The organism is Paenibacillus mesotrionivorans (assembly GCF_046098205.1).
In the GTDB taxonomy this organism is placed as follows: Bacteria; Bacillota; Bacilli; order Paenibacillales; family NBRC-103111; genus Paenibacillus_AR; species Paenibacillus_AR mesotrionivorans.
The window spans coordinates 34,151-50,804 of record NZ_JBJURJ010000009.1 but is presented as its reverse complement, the minus strand read 5'-3'; the positions used below and the strand labels follow the sequence as shown (position 1 = coordinate 50,804).

Annotated in this window: 13 protein-coding genes and 2 riboswitches; of the genes, 2 read left to right on the top strand and 11 right to left on the bottom strand. The window is 56.1% G+C overall.

The genetic code is table 11. From position 1 onward, the window contains the following. Window positions 1-67: 67 nt before the first annotated feature. The 8 genes from ACI1P1_RS14830 to gcvT form a co-directional block, all read right to left on the bottom strand. Window positions 68-1,660, bottom strand: coding sequence for a response regulator transcription factor (locus tag ACI1P1_RS14830; protein WP_416217184.1), 1,593 nt, complete (start codon window positions 1,658-1,660; stop codon window positions 68-70). Continuing rightward, on the bottom strand, window positions 1,653-3,446 hold the full coding sequence (locus ACI1P1_RS14825; protein ID WP_416217183.1) for a cache domain-containing sensor histidine kinase: 1,794 nt from the start codon (window positions 3,444-3,446) through the stop codon (window positions 1,653-1,655). Before ACI1P1_RS14825 ends, ACI1P1_RS14830 begins: the two co-directional genes overlap by 8 nt. Window positions 3,447-3,623: 177 nt before the next feature. Continuing rightward, a complete protein-coding gene (ggt, locus tag ACI1P1_RS14820; protein ID WP_416217386.1) occupies window positions 3,624-5,207 on the bottom strand; it encodes a gamma-glutamyltransferase in 1,584 nt (527 codons plus the stop codon). A 139-nt stretch (window positions 5,208-5,346) separates the two neighbouring features. Continuing rightward, a complete protein-coding gene (locus ACI1P1_RS14815; protein WP_416217182.1) occupies window positions 5,347-5,565 on the bottom strand; it encodes a hypothetical protein in 219 nt (72 codons plus the stop codon). Between the two features lie 275 nt (window positions 5,566-5,840). Further along, entirely contained in the window at window positions 5,841-6,227 is a 387-nt protein-coding gene (gene gcvH, locus ACI1P1_RS14810; protein ID WP_416217181.1) for a glycine cleavage system protein GcvH, read from the bottom strand. Between the two features lie 339 nt (window positions 6,228-6,566). After that, window positions 6,567-8,027, bottom strand: a complete 1,461-nt coding sequence (gene gcvPB, locus ACI1P1_RS14805; protein WP_416217180.1) for an aminomethyl-transferring glycine dehydrogenase subunit GcvPB — start codon at window positions 8,025-8,027, stop codon at window positions 6,567-6,569. Continuing rightward, window positions 8,024-9,379, bottom strand: coding sequence for an aminomethyl-transferring glycine dehydrogenase subunit GcvPA (gene gcvPA, locus ACI1P1_RS14800; protein ID WP_416217179.1), 1,356 nt, complete (start codon window positions 9,377-9,379; stop codon window positions 8,024-8,026). Before gcvPA ends, gcvPB begins: the two co-directional genes overlap by 4 nt. A 56-nt stretch (window positions 9,380-9,435) precedes the next feature. Beyond that, window positions 9,436-10,569 (bottom strand): glycine cleavage system aminomethyltransferase GcvT, encoded by a 1,134-nt coding sequence (gene gcvT, locus ACI1P1_RS14795; protein ID WP_416217178.1) that lies wholly within the window; start codon window positions 10,567-10,569, stop codon window positions 9,436-9,438. A 90-nt stretch (window positions 10,570-10,659) separates the two neighbouring features. Continuing rightward, window positions 10,660-10,781, bottom strand: a riboswitch (glycine riboswitch). Beyond that, window positions 10,782-10,884: riboswitch (glycine riboswitch) on the bottom strand. 191 nt (window positions 10,885-11,075) lie between these two features. Here gcvT and ACI1P1_RS14790 point away from each other — a divergent pair. Beyond that, window positions 11,076-12,479 carry a TrkH family potassium uptake protein gene (locus tag ACI1P1_RS14790; RefSeq protein WP_416217177.1) on the top strand — a complete coding sequence of 468 codons (1,404 nt, stop codon included), beginning with the start codon at window positions 11,076-11,078 and terminating at the stop codon, window positions 12,477-12,479. Between the two features lie 109 nt (window positions 12,480-12,588). After that, the gene (locus ACI1P1_RS14785; RefSeq protein WP_416217176.1) at window positions 12,589-13,749 is read left to right on the top strand and encodes a DUF2264 domain-containing protein; all 1,161 of its coding nucleotides are present in this window, start codon (window positions 12,589-12,591) and stop codon (window positions 13,747-13,749) included. A gap of 79 nt (window positions 13,750-13,828) precedes the next feature. On the opposite strand, the gene ACI1P1_RS14780 is transcribed toward ACI1P1_RS14785, so the two are convergent. The 3 genes from ACI1P1_RS14780 to ACI1P1_RS14770 all read right to left on the bottom strand — a co-directional run bounded on the left by ACI1P1_RS14780 (window position 13,829) and on the right by ACI1P1_RS14770 (window position 16,514). Next, window positions 13,829-14,845 carry an AI-2E family transporter gene (locus ACI1P1_RS14780; RefSeq protein ID WP_416217175.1) on the bottom strand — a complete coding sequence of 339 codons (1,017 nt, stop codon included), beginning with the start codon at window positions 14,843-14,845 and terminating at the stop codon, window positions 13,829-13,831. A gap of 89 nt (window positions 14,846-14,934) precedes the next feature. Then, entirely contained in the window at window positions 14,935-15,789 is an 855-nt protein-coding gene (locus ACI1P1_RS14775) for a 1,4-dihydroxy-6-naphthoate synthase (protein ID WP_416217174.1), read from the bottom strand. After that, window positions 15,789-16,514: a futalosine hydrolase gene (locus ACI1P1_RS14770; RefSeq protein ID WP_416217173.1), complete on the bottom strand. Its 726-nt coding sequence runs from the start codon at window positions 16,512-16,514 to the stop codon at window positions 15,789-15,791. The genes ACI1P1_RS14775 and ACI1P1_RS14770 overlap by 1 nt, the downstream gene beginning before the upstream one ends. Window positions 16,515-16,654: the final 140 nt, after the last annotated feature.

The window sequence follows — 16,654 nt, the reverse complement described above, 5'->3', positions numbered from 1 at the left end:
TGATTAAGCGAGCTTGGAAGTGCTTTCATTCCTTACACTGTTATTATCCGTTATTTTGACCCGACTTTTAATCCAAAAATCCGTCATCCTTGTTTAAAAAACCGAGTTGTGTGGGAGATTTCATATATTCGGAGGGGGTACATCCCACCACTTTTTTAAAAACCTGGCTGAAATATTGCGGGTTATCCCCGAACCCCAGCTGCTCCGCCAGCTCAAAAATCTTCACATCCTCATTCTGGGCGATACGTTCGGCCGCTTTTTTGACCCGCAGCTTTATTACATAGTTGGAGAATTTATCTCCTGTTTCTTTCTTGAATAGCTTGCCCAAATAGTCGGCATTCATGTACAGCATCTGGTTGGCCACCCAATTCAGCGATAATTCCGGATCGGAGATATGACTGTTTATGATATCCAGCACCTTTCCGATAATGGCCGAATGCTTTTGTTTGTTTTGCTCGTAATGCTTTTTGGCGATTTCCCTGGCCACCTGGAGGAAGGTCTGCTGGATTCCGGGCAGGGTGTTGGTCTCCAGAAGCTGCACCAGCTTGTTCATGTAGCCGGTAATATCCTCCTTGCCGCCCTGGCGGATCATGGCCATATAGCTTTGGATAATGTAGGACTTGGAGGTGTGCAGGTCCTGACGCATCTCCGCCACCTGCTTGAACAGCCGCTGGATGGTTTCCTCGGCATGCTCGATCTGGCCGGATTTGATCTGCAGCAGGAAGCTGTCCTCATCAAACGGCAGCTCGGCAATAACCGGCGTCTCCGGAGCCTGGATGTCCCGTAGGGTGATCAGGCTTCCTTCACCCAGATAGAAGCGGTGGTTGAGGCATTCAAGCGTTTGTTTATACAGGAGCCTGGCCTGGGCCATATCCCCCGGCTCGCTCAGCGCGATGGTCAGGCCCATCTTATAGAAGCCCTGGAAGGTCTGCCGGATATCCGTCATCCGCTGGAAGGTTCCCTCCGGATGCCCGTCATCCTCAATCAGGAGCAGCACTTGATGGCCCACTGTGGAGCTCAGCAGCGGTCTGTCGAGAATCTCCTCGGCAATGTTCTTTACGGCAAAAAGATGCTCAAATTCAAAAGGGCCTTCCAGTTGGAACAATATCAGCCGCACCGGCCGGTTCTCCCAATGCAGGTCGAACAGCTTGCAGTAATAGTCCCAGTCCTGGCTGCCGTACATTTTGTTGGTGACGAATTCCTTGAGGAACTGCTCCTTCACATGAGGCATCACCTTGTCCAGGCGGTGCTTCAAGTTTTGGACAAACTGTTCCCTACCCTCAGATTGCTGAAGGTCCTCCACCAGCTCCCTTAGGGAATCCTCGATGACCGATTCATTGCAGGGTTTGAGCAGGTAATGCTTAACGCCGTACTGCATGGCGGTTTTGGCATAATCGAATTCACTGAAGCCGGACAGCAGGATGAAGCGGATATCGGGGTTGATGGCCTTCACCTTGGCCACCAGTTCCAGACCGTCCATGCCGGGCATACGGATATCGCTGATGATGATGTCAGGCGGGGTTGCCACAATAAAATCCAGCGCCTCCAGCCCGTTGCGGGCTGTTCCTGCCAGCTCTGTGCCGCAGGCCTGCCAATTGACTATTTGGGAAATGCCCGTCAGGATGATGCGTTCGTCATCCACCAGCAGAACCTTATACATGCAGATCATCCCTTTCCAGCGGAATATGAACCAGGATACGCGTGCCCCGCTGCGGCTCGCTCTGGATCTCCAGTCCGTAATGCTCCCCAAAAGCCAGCACAATCCGTTCCCGGATATTCGACAGTCCGATGCCGTTGCCCTTGGACTGCACCTCACCGCGGCGCACCCGCTCCAGCATCTCGGGAACCATACCAGGCCCGTTATCCTCTACCGTCACCACCAGGTGGTCCAACTCCTCCCAAGCGCGGATGGTGATGTGGCACGGATTCACCATCGGCTCGAGGGCATGATGAATGGCATTTTCCACCAGGGGCTGCAGGGTCAGCTTAGGGATAGGACAGGAATAAAAATGCGGCGGCACATCCTGGGTAAATACCAGTCGCTCCTCAAACCGGGTTTGCTGGATGGTCAGATAATGGCGGATTATATCCAATTCCTGACCCAGCGTAACAATGGATTCCTTTTGGCTGATGGAGTTGCGCAGCAGAAACCCGAGGGATTCCACCATCCGGGAAATTTGCACCTGCCCCCCCATTTTGGCCTCCCAATTGATGGATTCCAGGGTATTGTACAAAAAATGCGGATTAATCTGGGCCTGAAGCGCCTTAAATTGAGTTTCCTTAATGGTCAGCTGTTTGGCGTAATTTTCGTGGATCAGCTCATCAATCTGCTGGATCATAATCCGGAAGGTGCGGTGCAACTGCCCAATCTCATCCTTGTTCAGGTTGTTGCCCACTGTCAGATCAGCAATCCCCTCAGTGGAGAAATCCCCCTTCTGCACCTGCTTCATTCTGCCGATGAGCTCTTCAATGGGGCCAGTTATCCCCTGAGCCACCCGGAAGGCAACCAGAATGATCACAAACATGCTGGCGGAAAAAACCGCAATCAGCAAATTTTTCATCCAAGAAATCCGCTCGAAGATCGTATCAAAGGGAATGATGCTGGAGTAAATCCAGCCGGTATAGCCGGAAATCATCTGGGACACGAAGATCTTGTGACCGTTTTCATTCCGCACCTCATAATCGTGGGTCAAAGGTGTATGTAGGTAGTCCCGCTGGGAGCCTACAACGGAGTCCGTTCCGGAAAAAATCAGTCCCTTATCCGTCGAAATTAATAGCTCACCGGAAGCCAGCTCTGATCCGGCGGCAATATCATGAACAATTTCGTTCATGCGGATGCGGACCACCAGTACCCCTAGTGTCTCCAGATCCAGTCTCAGATTGGAGTTATAGGAACGGATGAGCCGGGTCGCCACCAGGTATGGGTCCCCTTGCATGGACAGCATCCAGCGCAGCCCGCCTTCTCCTTCGTTGGCTTCGTTCCATATGCCGCGTTTGTATTCCTCGGTCCAAACCGCTTCCCGGCCGGCCGAAATAATGTTGCCCGACAAATCCATAATATCGGCCGTGGCGACATATTTTTCGGACCCGGCAAACTGGACCAGGCGGAGGATCATGTCATCGCGGATTTTGTGGCGCTCGTAATTCATTTCGGAGGGGTCAGCCCTCAGGGCATTCAGCTTGCTTTGGATTGTGGGGTCGGTGGCAATATTGAAGCTGGTATTTTCAATGCCTCTCAGCTCATTCTCAATGCTGTTGGCCGTCAAATTCAACACCTGCGAGGACCGTTCGTAAATCTGCCGGTCATAAATCGAATAGGCATACTGAAGCACGCCATAGGTTAGCATGATGCAGCCGATCATAATGGAGAACAGCATAATGAACAGCTTCAGCTTAATCCGCAGATTACGGTAGAATTGTGTGACGGAATGGAATAGCCTTCTCATGATCCACCCCTTTTCCGGATGCTTATCCATAGATATTCCCATTTTCATTATACCGGAACCATACGGCTGTCCAAAGGGAAAAAGCAGTGCTGATTGTTAAAAAAGCCGACTCGGAGCATCCGTACGGATGTCGAGCGGCTTGAACCATGGCCGTGGGGCCTGCAAAATATTCGTACGTCACCAACCGATGACGGAGCCGTCGCTGCGCGGGTCTGTCCCTCCGGACAGGCAGCCGTTTTCCATGATCCGGATGGCATGGGCATGGCCCATCAGCCCGTCGACGGGCTTCACCATTTTCACCTGATGTCCCGCCTGCCTCAGCTTGTCGATGGTATCAGTGGTTATCCGTTTTTCCAGCCTCAGCTCCGCAGCCAGCTCTCCCCGGCTTCTTCCCCACACCCACCGGGGCTCATGGATTGCCTGTTGGGGATCCATCCCGTAATCAATCATCCGGGTGAGAATCGCGGTTTGGGTTTGAGCTTGGCCGTCGCCCCCCTGGGCGCCGTAAAGTATGGCCGGTTTTCCTTCCCGCAGAGCCATTGCGGGCATCAAGGAATGGAGGCTGCGTTTCCCCGGCTCCAGGGCATTGGGATGCGTTGGGTCCAAGCTGAATTGGGCACCCTGGTTATGCAGCAGGATACCCGTATCCCCCGCCGTGACCAAGGAGCCAAATTCCATTGAGAGTCCCTGCATGAAGGAAACGGCATTGCCTTCCTTGTCGGTCACTGCAGCATATACCGAATCCTCCGCCAAGGCGTTTGGCTTCAGATCTGCAGCCCGGTTCTTGCCGATATCGGCGAATTGGGTGAGGCCATACTCCTTCGCCAACAGCCGGTCCAGCGGAACGGGATGGAAGACGGGATCTGTAAAATACAGGTCACGGTCCCGGATACCTGCCTTTACGGCTTCCACCAACAGATGATAATACTCATACGAGCCATGGGGAATAGTGCTTATGTCCTTGTGTTCAAGAATGTGCAGCGCCAAAATCCCGGCAATGCCCTGGGAGTTGGGCGGGGCCTGGCAGATCTCATAACCTCTGTAGCTGCCCGTAACAGGTGTTGTCCATTCCCCGCTATGGGCGGCGAAATCCTCCATGGTCAACAGACCGCCTTGGGTCTGCAAGGATTCCGTTATGGTCCGGGCCAGCTCACCTTTATAAAAATCCTCTATCCCGCCAACCGCCAGCTTCCGCAGGCTTTCTCCCAGCTGGCGCTGGACCAGCTTCGTGCCGGTCTGGGGAATCTTACCGCCGGGCAGGTAAACCCGGGCTGTGCCGCTGTGCATGGACAGCATCAGTGCCCGTTCCGTCAGCGACCCGTGCAGATGCGGAGCCACAGGCATACCGTTGAGGGCGTAACCGATAGCCGGCTCCAGCACCTCCGCCAGCGTCATGGTGCCGTACTCCCGAAGCAATGCCTGCCAGCCGTCTGCCATTCCTGGCACCGTTAAGACGCTTTTAGGACCTTGTGAGGGAATGAGGGTCTGCCCTGCAAATTGCTCGCGGGTAACCAGATGGCCGGAACGGCCGCTTGCATTGTACACCCGGGGAGCTCCGTCTCCCCAGGAATAGGCCATCCAAAAGGCGTCTCCACCCAACCCGGCCAGATGCGGATAGACCACCGCCAGACAGGCGCTTACAGCCACCGCAGCATCAAACGCATTGCCGCCCCGCATCAGCATTTTCGCTCCGGCGGCAGAGGCCAGATGATGAGGACTTACAACCATCGCTTCCGTGCCCGACACAGCTTTAAGGCTCATCATTTGACCAACTCCTTGCAATATTTCTTATTTAAAATAATAATCGTTGTTCAAGCTTTTTTCATCTTTTTGAGGAGAAAATCTGGAAAAAAACGGCGTTTCGGCAGCCGATAGGGGGATTTCCCCTCCTTGTCGTCCATTATCCCCTTTGCTCAGGAGCGCTCCCTGACTCTTCTCTGGTCTCTTCTCTTTTCTCTTTTCTCTCTTCTCTCTTCTTTCTTCTTTTTTCTTTCTGCTTTCTGCTCTCTGCTTTCTGCTCTCTTCTCTCTGCTCTCTGCTCTCTGATCTCTGCTCTCTTCTCTCTGCTGTCTTTTGTACTCTCTTCTATATTCTCTTCTGCACTATTTTCTATTTTCATCTGTATACTCTTCTCTACTTTCTTCTTTACCCAATACCAATTCCCTATTCGCGCGACAGCTTTCCTCGGCCAGCCCCTTTTTATTTGCCTCCTGATTCTACATCCTGATTACCTTACCTTGTGACAAACCTGAGCGAAGGGGAGAGTAGGCAACAAGGGGGTAATGTAAGGTAATGTACCCTATATACAGCACAAAAACACCGCCAGCAGCTTCCCGAAGGAGGCGCAAACGGTGTTTCGCGTGCCCTGTGTAGTCCGTATGAGAATGAAGCCTGCTATTCTACCAAAGCCTTGTAGGCTGCAAGTTCCAGCAGACCGCCAACGGCCGCCGCGGCTCCGTCCACCTGGATTTCAGCAATCCATCCGCCTTCGTAGGGTTCCGCATTTACCAGCTCCGGCTGATCCAGCAGAGCTTCGTTCACCTTAACCACCTTGCCGCTCACCGGGCTGTAGAGGTCGGATACTGTTTTTACCGATTCAATGGAGCCTAGGCTGTCCCCCTGTGCAACAGCTGCACCGATTTCCGGCAGCTCCACAAATACGATGTCCCCCAGCTGGATTTGGGCATAATCCGTAATTCCGACGCGCACAGTGTTTTCGTCAGCAGCCAGCGCCCATTCATGCTCTTCCGTATAACCCAATCCTTCTCTAATCTCACTCATTTTCCTACGCGCCTCCTCGTTTCGCCTTGCTTTGTCTATTCTCTTCGCCGCCGGACACCTGATTCCCTGCCAGCAAGCTTCTGATGCACCACCAAAAGCGCACTCCGCATTCTTACGGACTCAGCGTCCCTTATTCAGCACAAAATCACCGTTTTCAAAATGTAACGGACCGGAGCGCCGCTATTTGCTCCGAAAACCCCTGAATGGTGACAATTCGACGCCAATAGCGGCTCTGGTGTCCGTAAGATTTTCCCCACAGCACTCTCGCGTGAAATAAAGGCTGTGCGGTCCGTTAGATCAACGGTCGATCAACGGCTTAATCAATGGTTCGATAGCCTGTCACCCGCAGGTGCAGTTCAGCACAGGCTTCCGGGCTGCCGTAGTTTCGTCCAGCCGCTTCACCACGGTTTCGTATGGGGCATTTTTGACCAGATCAGGGTCATGGGCGGCTTCCTCCACAATTTGAATCATGGTGTCGATAAAACCGTCCAGCGTCTCCTTGCTCTCCGTCTCTGTGGGCTCAATCATAATGCATTCCTCCACATTAAGCGGAAAATAAATGGTCGGTGGATGATAGCCGAAATCCAGCAGCCGTTTGGCCACATCCAGCGTGCGGACGCCGTATTGCTTCAGATTTTTGCCGGAGAGGACAAATTCATGCTTGCACACACCCGGATACGGCACATGGAAATACGGCTCCAGACGCTTGCGCATATAATTAGCGTTCAGCACCGCACATTCGGATACCCGCTTGAGCCCTTCCGGCCCGTAGGAGCGGATGTAGGCATAGGCCCGCACCAGAATGCCGAAATTGCCATAATAGGATTTCACCCGGCCGATGGATGCCGGACGGTCCCAATCCCAGAAGTAGGTGCCATCCTCTGCACGGCGGCCAACAACCGGCTTCGGCAAAAAGGGAACCAGCTTCTCCTTCACGCCAACGGGCCCCGCACCGGGGCCTCCGCCGCCATGGGGAGTGCTCATGGTTTTGTGCAAATTGAGATGCACCACATCAAAGCCCATGTCCCCCGGCCGCGTGATTCCCATGATAGCGTTGGAGTTGGCCCCGTCGTAATACAGCAGACCGCCCGCCTCATGGACAATTTCCGCAATCTCCACAATATGGCGCTCGAACAGCCCCAGGGTACTGGGGTTGGTCAGCATCAGCGCAGCGGTGTCGGAGCCGACCGCAGCCCGCAGCGCCTCCAAGTCCACCATCCCGCCGGCGTCGGAGGGAATGGTCAGCGTCTCGAAGCCTGCCGTGGTGGCGCTGGCCGGATTGGTCCCGTGGGACGAATCGGGCACCAGCACCTTGGTGCGGCGTTCGCCGCGGCTTTCGTGGTAGGCGCGGATAAGCATCAGCCCCGTCCATTCACCATGGGCGCCCGCTGCAGGCTGCAGAGTCACCGCATCCATGCCGGTGAGCGCGGCCAAATCCTGCTGCAGCGTATAGAGCAGCTCCAGCGCTCCTTGGACGGAGGACTCCGGCTGGTACGGGTGGATCCGGGCAAAGCCGGGCAACCGTGCGGCGTCCTCATTCAGCTTGGGGTTATACTTCATGGTGCAGGAGCCCAACGGGTAGAAGCCGTTGTCCACACCGAAGTTCCGCCGGGACAGCTCTGTATAATGACGAACCACATCCACCTCCGACACCTCCGGCAGCACGGCGGGGGCTGTGCGCAGCAGACCGGAGGGAATCCCCTCGGCCGGGTCCGCCTCGGGGACGTCGCATTCCGGCAGCGAATAGGCGGTTCTGCCCGGCTTGCTCAACTCAAAGATCAGCGCTTTTTCCGGTTTCATAGACAAGCCTCCAGTTCCCGCATGAATGCGTCGATTTCTTCCTTGGTCCGCTGCTCGGTAACAGCCACCAGCATGTGTCCGGACAGCTCCGGGTAAGCCCATCCCAGATCGTACCCGCCGAGAAAGCCTTTTTCCAGCAGCTTGGTATTCACCGCTTGGATATCCGCACCTTCCGGCAGGCGGAGCACAAATTCATTAAAGAAGGGAGCGGCAAAGGCGAGCCGCGTCTTACTCCCGGCAGCCTCCGCCAATCCAGCGGCATACCGGGCTTTGCGGTAGTTCAGAAGTGCCGCCTCGCGGAAGCCCTCTTTGCCCATGACGGACATATATACCGATGCGCACAGTGCCAGGAGCGCCTGGTTGGAGCAAATATTCGAGGTGGCCTTCTCCCGGCGGATATGCTGCTCCCGTGCTTGAAGGGTCAGCACAAAGCCGCGTTTGCCGTCCTTGTCCACCGTCTGGCCTACGATCCGCCCGGGCATCCGGCGCATCAGCGCCTCCGTCACCGCGAAGAAGCCGCAGGTGGGGCCGCCGAAGGAGGCGGGAATCCCTAAAGGCTGGGCATCGCCAACCACCACATCGGCTCTCAGCTTGCCAGGGGATTCCAGCAAGCCCAGGGATAGCGGGTTTACACTCATAACCAGCAGGCCCTTGGCTTCGTGGATCAAGGCCTCGATGGCCGGAATATCCTCCAGATGGCCCAGGAAATTGGGGGTTTGCACCAATACCGCAGCAGTGTCACCGTCAATTGAGGCTGCCAGCTTTTGCAGATCGGTAACCCCGTCCTTGAAGTCCACCTCCACGATCTCCAGATCAAGGCCGCGGGCCGTAGTGCGGACAATCTCCCGGGCTTCGGGGTGCACCGTCCGGGACACGATGATTTTGCGCCGCTTAACCGCTCCTGCCGTAAGGGCTGCCGCTTCAGCCAGCGCCGTCGCCCCGTCGTACATGCTGGCGTTGGCCACCTTCATACCGGTCAGCTCGCAGATATAGGACTGGAATTCGAAGATGGCCTGAAGCTCGCCTTGGCTAATTTCCGGCTGATAAGGGGTGTAAGCCGTATAAAACTCGGAGCGGGAGATAAGATGCTGGATCACTACGGGAATTTGGTGGTCGTACAGCCCCGCCCCCAAAAAGGAGGTATACCGTTCAAAGTCGGCATTCCGGGAGGCAAGCCCCTTAAGATGCTTCATTAATGCCGGCTCGCTTAAAGCCCCGGACATGGGCAGAGTTCCAGAATATTTCACCGCTTCGGGAATGTCTGCGAACAGCTCCGCCACGGATTGCGCGCCAATCACCTCCAGCATTTGCTGTTCGTCCTCCGGCGTCATAGGCAAGTACCGATGCTTCATATGGTTAACTCCTCCTGTCTCCTGGTTCCTTGTTCCTGTTTCATGCCACTAACCTCTTAACTCTCCTTGCTCCTCCGGTAAAACGGGGTTTTGACCACCTTGGCCTTCAGCCGTTTGCCGCGGATTTCTACCCACACCTCCGTATCCGGCGTGGTGTACTCCCGCTTCAGCAGGGCCAGCCCCACATTCCGTTTCAGGGTAGGGGATTGGGTGCCTGTGGTGATTTCGCCGATAAGCTCTCCTTCGGGCCCGGCGTACACCGGATAATGGCTGCGTGGAATACCTCTGTCCAGCATCTCGATACCCGCCAGCTTCCGGGGCAGTCCTGCCTCCTTTTGCTTCAACAAAGCCTCCCGGCCAATAAACTCCCCTTTATCCAGCTTCACAAAGATCCCCAGTCCCGCCTCCAAAGGGGTAATCTCCCTGGAAAGCTCCTGGCCGTAGAGTGGCAGCCTCGCCTCAAAACGCAGCGTATCCCTGGCTCCCAATCCGACGGGGACCAAACCGTCGTCTTTGCCGGCGGCCAACAGTCCGCGCCACACGGTGGCTGCATCCTCTGCCCGCAGATACAGCTCAAAGCCATCCTCCCCGGTGTAGCCGGTGTGGGAGACCAAGGCTTGCACACCGCAGACATGAGCCTCCTCCAAGAACCTGAATGGCCCCAGCTCCCCAACGGGAGCATCCGTCACCTTGCCCAAAATCCGTGCCGCCGCAGGCCCTTGCAGCGCCAGAAGCGAAGTGGCGTCGGAGCAATCCGTCAGCTCCACGGCGGGAACTGTCCCTTCACCTGCTGCAGGCAGATGGCTCTCCAGCCATTGAAAGTCCTTGGCGATGTTGGAGGCGTTCACCACCAGCATAAAACGCTCCTCACCCATGCGGTAGATCAGCAGATCGTCCACCACACCGCCCTCCGGGTAACACAGCAGCGAATACTGGGCTTGCCCCGGCGCCAGCTTGGAAACATCATTCACGGTCATCCGCTGGAGGAAAGCTTCCGCCTCCGGCCCCGCCACAAGGAACTCTCCCATGTGGGACACATCGAACAGCCCGGCCCGCTGCCGGACCGCATCATGCTCCGCCTGGATGCCGGCAAATTGCACCGGCAGCTCCCAGCCGCCGAAATCAATACAGCGCGCCCCTTCCGTTTCCCCGTAACAAGGGAACAACGGCGTCCGCTTCAATCCCTCCATGCCGCCACCTCCAAAAAAATATAAAAAAGGACAGGCGAAAAGGCTCAAATAGGAAACCATCCGTGTTTTTCACGAATAGCTCCGGTAGCCTTCCGCTCTGTCCCTTGTACCTGAGAGTTGCCTTGCCTGTTGAACAGTTCAAGTTTCCCCTTGGGTGATCCCGGGTTATATCCTTATGATACGACAATATCCCGTGATGCTCTCCAGAGTTGCGTCCGGCAGAGGTCCTTTTGCCTGAGAGATTCACCTGCTGCCAGGTTTACTCCTTCGGCGCCGCCACTTTCATTCACAGGCGATCTCTCCCGCTGCCATCATCCGCCTATTCAGTTGTAGTTTACCATCGTTAGCCCCATTATAAACGCCCGGCCAAGGCAGGTGCAATGAAACTTTCACCGAATTTTCACCATTTTGACAAAAGCACCGATTTCCCTTATGATGATGCCAATTCCAGCCAAAATGACAAACTTCAAAATGGCGGACAAACCGCCTTCAAGGAGAACCGCACCATGATGAAAAACCTTGCCAGCAGGCTGAGCCCGGTCAGACGGAATTACGAACGGATGGACCTTTTTCTGAACCGGATCAAAAATAGAATCAGCCCGCCCCAATTGGTTACAGCCATCTTTATTATTCTTATTCTTGCGGGTGCTGTTCTGCTCTCCCTTCCCCATGCTGCCGAAAACGGGGAGTCGGTGGGGTTTTTGAATGCCTTTTTTACCGCTACCTCCGCTGTGTGCGTAAACGGCCTGATTGTCATCGATACCAGCGGCTCATTTTCCCATCTGGGGGAAATTGTAATCATGGTCCTGATTCAGGTGGGGGGCCTCGGTTTTATGACCATGGGTGTGATGGTAGCCATTATCCTGGGCCGCAAAATCGGGCTGAAGCAGCGGCTGATCCTGCAGCAGACCACCCAATCCACTTCGGTGCAGGGACTTGTCCGCCTGTCCTTGCATATGGTGGCCATTTCCTTCGTCCTGGAAACGGTAGCGGCAATTATTTTGGCCCTGCGGTGGCAGGGGGAAATGGGCTGGGCCCGGGCTTCCTATTACGGCATCTTTCATGCCATATCGGCCTTTAACAATGCGGGCTTTTCCCTGTGGCACGACAGCCTCTCCCGGCATATCGGCGATCCGGTGGTGAACCTGACCATTACCGTGTTGTTCCTGATCGGGGGATTGGGCTTTATCGTTGTGGTAGAGGTACTGCGCAAACGGTCCTGGCGGAAGCTGTCCCTGCATTCCAAGGTGGTGCTGCTGGGTTCGGCTATCCTGACCTTCCTTGGTTTCCTGCTGGTATTCCTGCTGGAGAGCTGGAACCCGGCTACCTTCGGCAACCTGACCTGGTCAGAACGGCTGCTGGCTGCTTTTTTCCAAGGGTCCGCCCCTCGAAGCGCCGGCTTCAACTCCATCGAAATCGGGAGCATGCTGTCCGCCACCCAATTTCTCATGATTATCCTGATGTTTATCGGCGCCGCATCGGGCGGTACAGGGGGCGGCATCAAAATCAACACCTTCATTGTACTGGTGCTGGCCACCTTCAACACCTTCCGGGGAGGCGGCCAAATCCACGCCTTCGGGCGGAAGATTAACCAGGAAACGGTGATGCGGGCTTTGGCCGTCACCATGAGCGCCATTGCCGGGGTGTTGATCGTCACCATGGCCTTGACCATTACCGAGGATTTGATGCACGAGCAGTTTCTATCCATTTTATTTGAAGCGGTCTCTGCGTTTAGCACCACCGGCATGTCCATGGGGCTGACACCGGATCTTTCACCCGCCGGCAAGGTGATCGTAACCATTACCATGTTTGCCGGAAGGTTGGGCCCCTTAACACTGGCGTACGCCCTGTCCCAAAAGAAACGGGTCTCCAAAATCGGTTACCCGGAGGACAACATTCTTATCGGCTGAGTGCACCGATAGACAGACTCGAGAAAACGTTTTCCTTGACGCTTACAGCTAACACTCCTAGACTGAAGAAAACAACGCTTTGGTTTGCTTAATAAGGGAGGAAAAAGGAATGTTACCAGGCCTTAAAGACCGTAAATATTGGGTGGAATCACTGACGGCCATCGCCCGGCCCGTGTTGGAGCACCTGGCCCGCAGAGAGCTGAAGGCGGTCATGCCCGTGGAATGTGCAGCCGGATGTGAAAGCGACCGGGCTCACTTTTCCCATCTGGAGGCCTTCGCCCGCACCATGACCGGACTGGCCCCCTGGCTGGAGACGCCTGCGGAAGACCCGGAGGAGGAGCAGCTGAGACGGGAATTCGCCAGGCTTGCCCGGTCATGCCTCGATGCCGCTACAGATCCGGAATCACCGGATTACCTGAACTTCAGCTACGAATACCAGCCCATTGTGGATGCGGCCTTCCTGGCTCATGCCATCTTGCGGGCTCCCGGCGAGCTGTGGGACAAGCTGGAGCTCCGTGTCCGGCAAAATGTGGCGGCGGCGCTGAAGCAAACCCGCACCCGGAAGCCATTCTTCTGCAATTGGCTGCTGTTTTCGGCCATGATCGAAGCAGCGCTGCGGCATATGGGTGAGGAAGACTGGGACCCCATGCGCATCGACTATGCCCTGCGGCAGCATGAGCAATGGTATGCAGGCGACGGGGCATACGGGGACGGACCGGACTTCCATTGGGACTACTATAACAGCTTCGTGATCCAGCCCATGCTGGTGGATATCATCCGTTCCGTCGGCAGCGCCTCCAACGAATGGGCGGCTATGGCCCCGGCTATTCAACGGCGGGCTGTACGCTACGGTGAAATTCTGGAGCGTTTCATTGCACCGGACGGCACCTTCCCGCCTATTGGCCGCTCCTTGGCCTACCGCTTCGGCGCCATGCAGCATCTCTCCCAGATGGCGCTGCAGCATACCCTTCCGGCTGGAGTATGTCCCGCTCAGGTCCGCTGCGCTCTGACGGCCGTCATCCGGCGGACGTTGGCTGTACCGGGAACCTTCGACGGCAGCGGCTGGCTGCGCATCGGCTTTACCGGAAGCCAGCCGGATGTGGCCGAGCGGTATATTTCAACAGGCAGCCTGTATCTGTGTTCAGCCGTATTCCTGCCTCTGGGCCTTCCCGCAGGAGACGAGTTCTGGTCGGGTGAACCCCGGGAATGGACCTCTGTGAGAATGTGGTCCGGCCAGCCGGCTGTATGTGACCATGCGTTAGGGGAATAATGGGAAAAACCAATTTCCAAATAACAAACCGCTCCGCGGCAGCAATTGCCGGAAGCGGTTTTTATTTTTAAGCGGATGGTCAGGCCTTGGGTTCATCCAGAACCGGCACATCAAGAATATCCAGAATGAAGATGAAGATGGGAATGCCGATAATGAAGCCCCAAACACCCAGATAATGCTCCGAGAACAGCAGAATCACGAAGGTATAGAATACGGGCAGGTTGGTTTTGGAGGACATCAGCTTGGGATTCAGGAAATAACCTTCGATGAAGTGCAGAACGGTTATCATGATAACCACATACACCACCATCAGAATTCCGTCCAGGGTATATCCGATAATTCCCAGCGGAATCAGCGAGATCATAACCCCCGCCACCGGGATCAGACTCAGCACAAACACCATAATCCCCAGTGCAAACAGGTACGGGAATCCCAGCAGAGACAAGCCGACCACGGTGAACACCGTATTGAACAGGGCAATCATAAATTGCGCCTCAATCACCTTGCCGAAGGAACGTACGAATTTGCGGCCGAAATACTCCATTTCCTGGTAGAGCCACGCAATTTTGCTGACGCGCAGCTTATTGGTGAATTTCACAATCCGGTTCTTCTCCAGAATGAAGAAAAGGCTTAGGATCAGCGCCATCAAAAAGGTGGTACCCCAGTTGCTGATGATCAGGATGTAGTCAAACCCATGCTGAAGATAGGATTGGAAGTTCATCTGCTTCAAGGCATCGGCAATATACTGGGAAATTTGCGTGTTGCCCGGCGGATTGCCTGCGATCTTGATCAGGTAATCGGAAAGCTGTCTGATCTGGGATACGATCTTGGGGGAGTACATGACGATCCCCAGGGTCACCAGACCCACAACCCCCAGATAGAGCAGAATGACCACCACATGATAAGGCACCTTGAAAAACCGGTTCAGCCATGCGGTAATGTGGGACTGAAGGCTGTTCATGATGAAGGTGAACAAAAACACCAGCAGCACCAGATTCAGCATATCCCTCATAAAGTACAAGAGGATACAGATCAGTCCCAGAATGGAAAAGCGCTTTACTGTGGGATTCGAAAAAACATTCCTGAAATAATCCATTGCCACTGCTCCTGTTCACCAGCCGCTGGGAAAACGGGCACACCCTCGGGGCTTAATCTGTCTTCATTTATTATACATGAATCCGCTGCTTAATAAAAACCGGCGTTTTCCAGCATTCCGGGTGTTACGGCTGGAACAAGTCCTTCCTCTGCAGCTCTAGTCAGCAAGGCGCGGACGGCTCCGTAACCCTGCTCCCCCAAATTGCGGGTAAACTCATTCACGTACAGGCCGATATGGGCATCCGCCACCTGGGGCGACATCTCCTGGGCATGCTCCAGCACGTAGGAGCGGGAGGCCTGCGGGTTAGCCCATGCATATTCCACCGAAGCGCGGACCCATCCGGCCACCTGCGCCGGGTCCAGATCCTTGCGGGCGATTATCGCCCCTAAGGGGATAGGCAAGCCGGTGTCTTCCTCCCACCAGGCCCCCATGTCCGCAAGCATGGTCAGCCCGTAGTTGGGGTAGGTGAACCGGGCTTCATGAATAACCAGCCCGGCGTCGATTTCCCCCTTCTGCACGGCAGGCATGATCTTATGAAACGGCATCACCACCACCTCACCGATGCCTCCCGGCACCTGCTTCGCCGCCCAAAGCCGGAACAGCAGATAAGCGGTGGAGCGTTCGCTGGGGACGGCTACACGTTTACCGGACAAAACGGACGGGCCTTGCTCCGCCGAAGCCGGGTCAGCCGTCAGCACCAAGGGACCACAGCCGCGTCCCAAGGCTCCGCCGCAGGGCAAAAGATGGTAACGGTCCAGCATCCACGGCAGGGCTGCATAAGAGATCTTCAGCACCTCGGGGCCTTCGCCTCGGGCGGCCAGGCCGTTGGTTATATCAATATCGGCGTAGGTCACCTGAAGCTCCGGCGCTCCCGGCACCAGCCCGTGGGCCCACGCATGAAATACAAAGGTATCGTTGGGACAGGGTGAAAATGCGATATTCATCAATGCTGCACCTCCTGTATGTATGTAAGTTCTGCTGCGTCCGGCCCCAGCCGGTCCAACAGCTCTCGGAAGGCGGCGAAGGCCTCCTCCAGCGCCTGCAGGGCCTCCCCGATGCGCCATGCCGTCCTGTCACGGGGTCCTACCGCATTGGAGATGCCCCGCACCTCCATACAGGGGAGCCCGAACAGGCTGGCGGCGCAGGCCACGCCGTAGCCCTCCATGGCTTCGGCGGCAGCGCCGGGATGCCTGCGCTCCCAAGCCGCTGCAGTAGGGGCTGTGCCGGTGGCGGTGGACACGGTTAGCACCGGTCCGGTGAGCACCCTGCGGCCGGGAAACCGTTCCGCCAGCACGGCTTGGAGCTTCGCCCCCAGCTCCGCCTGGGCGGGCAGACGATTGCTGCCGAAGCCCAGCTCCCGGGCGGTCCGGAAACCCTCCGGGGTTTCCGCCCCCAGGTCGGCGGCGATGATGGCATCGGCGATGACCACGCTTCCCACCGGGGCTTGTCCGGGGAAGCCGCCGCCGATCCCGGCGCTGACCGCTAGCGTGTACCCGCCGGCGGCCAAGGCAGCTCCTGCTGTGGCCGCTGCCATACCTACGCCCGCTCCGGACGCCCGGACATCAAAACGGGAATCGCCGCCTAAGCCCTTTACGATAGCCTCGCGTTCCGCGTCCACGGCGGCAATCACGAGAATGCGGACATGTTTGGTGTGTTGTGCCTCCATCATTAATCATCCTTTGCCTTCATGACGTCGCAATACCTATCTACTTAGTATACGTGAATCCGGCGTTGAAAAAAACTCTGGAGAGGCTGAGGGCAGGGACACATGCCCTGCTCCCACGGGCTAACGGAAGTGAGAGCCCCTAT

Bases quoted from the DNA above. Each gene is read 5' to 3' on its own strand.
- ACI1P1_RS14830 (WP_416217184.1), bottom strand. From the start codon at position 1,660: ATGTATAAGGTTCTGCTGGTGGATGACGAACGCATCATCCTGACGGGC.
- ACI1P1_RS14825 (WP_416217183.1), bottom strand. From the start codon at position 3,446: ATGAGAAGGCTATTCCATTCCGTCACACAATTCTACCGTAATCTGCGG.
- ggt (WP_416217386.1), bottom strand. From the start codon at position 5,207: ATGAGCCTTAAAGCTGTGTCGGGCACGGAAGCGATGGTTGTAAGTCCT.
- ACI1P1_RS14815 (WP_416217182.1), bottom strand. From the start codon at position 5,565: ATGAAAATAGAAAATAGTGCAGAAGAGAATATAGAAGAGAGTACAAAA.
- gcvH (WP_416217181.1), bottom strand. From the start codon at position 6,227: ATGAGTGAGATTAGAGAAGGATTGGGTTATACGGAAGAGCATGAATGG.
- gcvPB (WP_416217180.1), bottom strand. From the start codon at position 8,027: ATGAAACCGGAAAAAGCGCTGATCTTTGAGTTGAGCAAGCCGGGCAGA.
- gcvPA (WP_416217179.1), bottom strand. From the start codon at position 9,379: ATGAAGCATCGGTACTTGCCTATGACGCCGGAGGACGAACAGCAAATG.
- gcvT (WP_416217178.1), bottom strand. From the start codon at position 10,569: ATGGAGGGATTGAAGCGGACGCCGTTGTTCCCTTGTTACGGGGAAACG.
- ACI1P1_RS14790 (WP_416217177.1), top strand. From the start codon at position 11,076: ATGATGAAAAACCTTGCCAGCAGGCTGAGCCCGGTCAGACGGAATTAC.
- ACI1P1_RS14785 (WP_416217176.1), top strand. From the start codon at position 12,589: ATGTTACCAGGCCTTAAAGACCGTAAATATTGGGTGGAATCACTGACG.
- ACI1P1_RS14780 (WP_416217175.1), bottom strand. From the start codon at position 14,845: ATGGATTATTTCAGGAATGTTTTTTCGAATCCCACAGTAAAGCGCTTT.
- ACI1P1_RS14775 (WP_416217174.1), bottom strand. From the start codon at position 15,789: ATGAATATCGCATTTTCACCCTGTCCCAACGATACCTTTGTATTTCAT.
- ACI1P1_RS14770 (WP_416217173.1), bottom strand. From the start codon at position 16,514: ATGATGGAGGCACAACACACCAAACATGTCCGCATTCTCGTGATTGCC.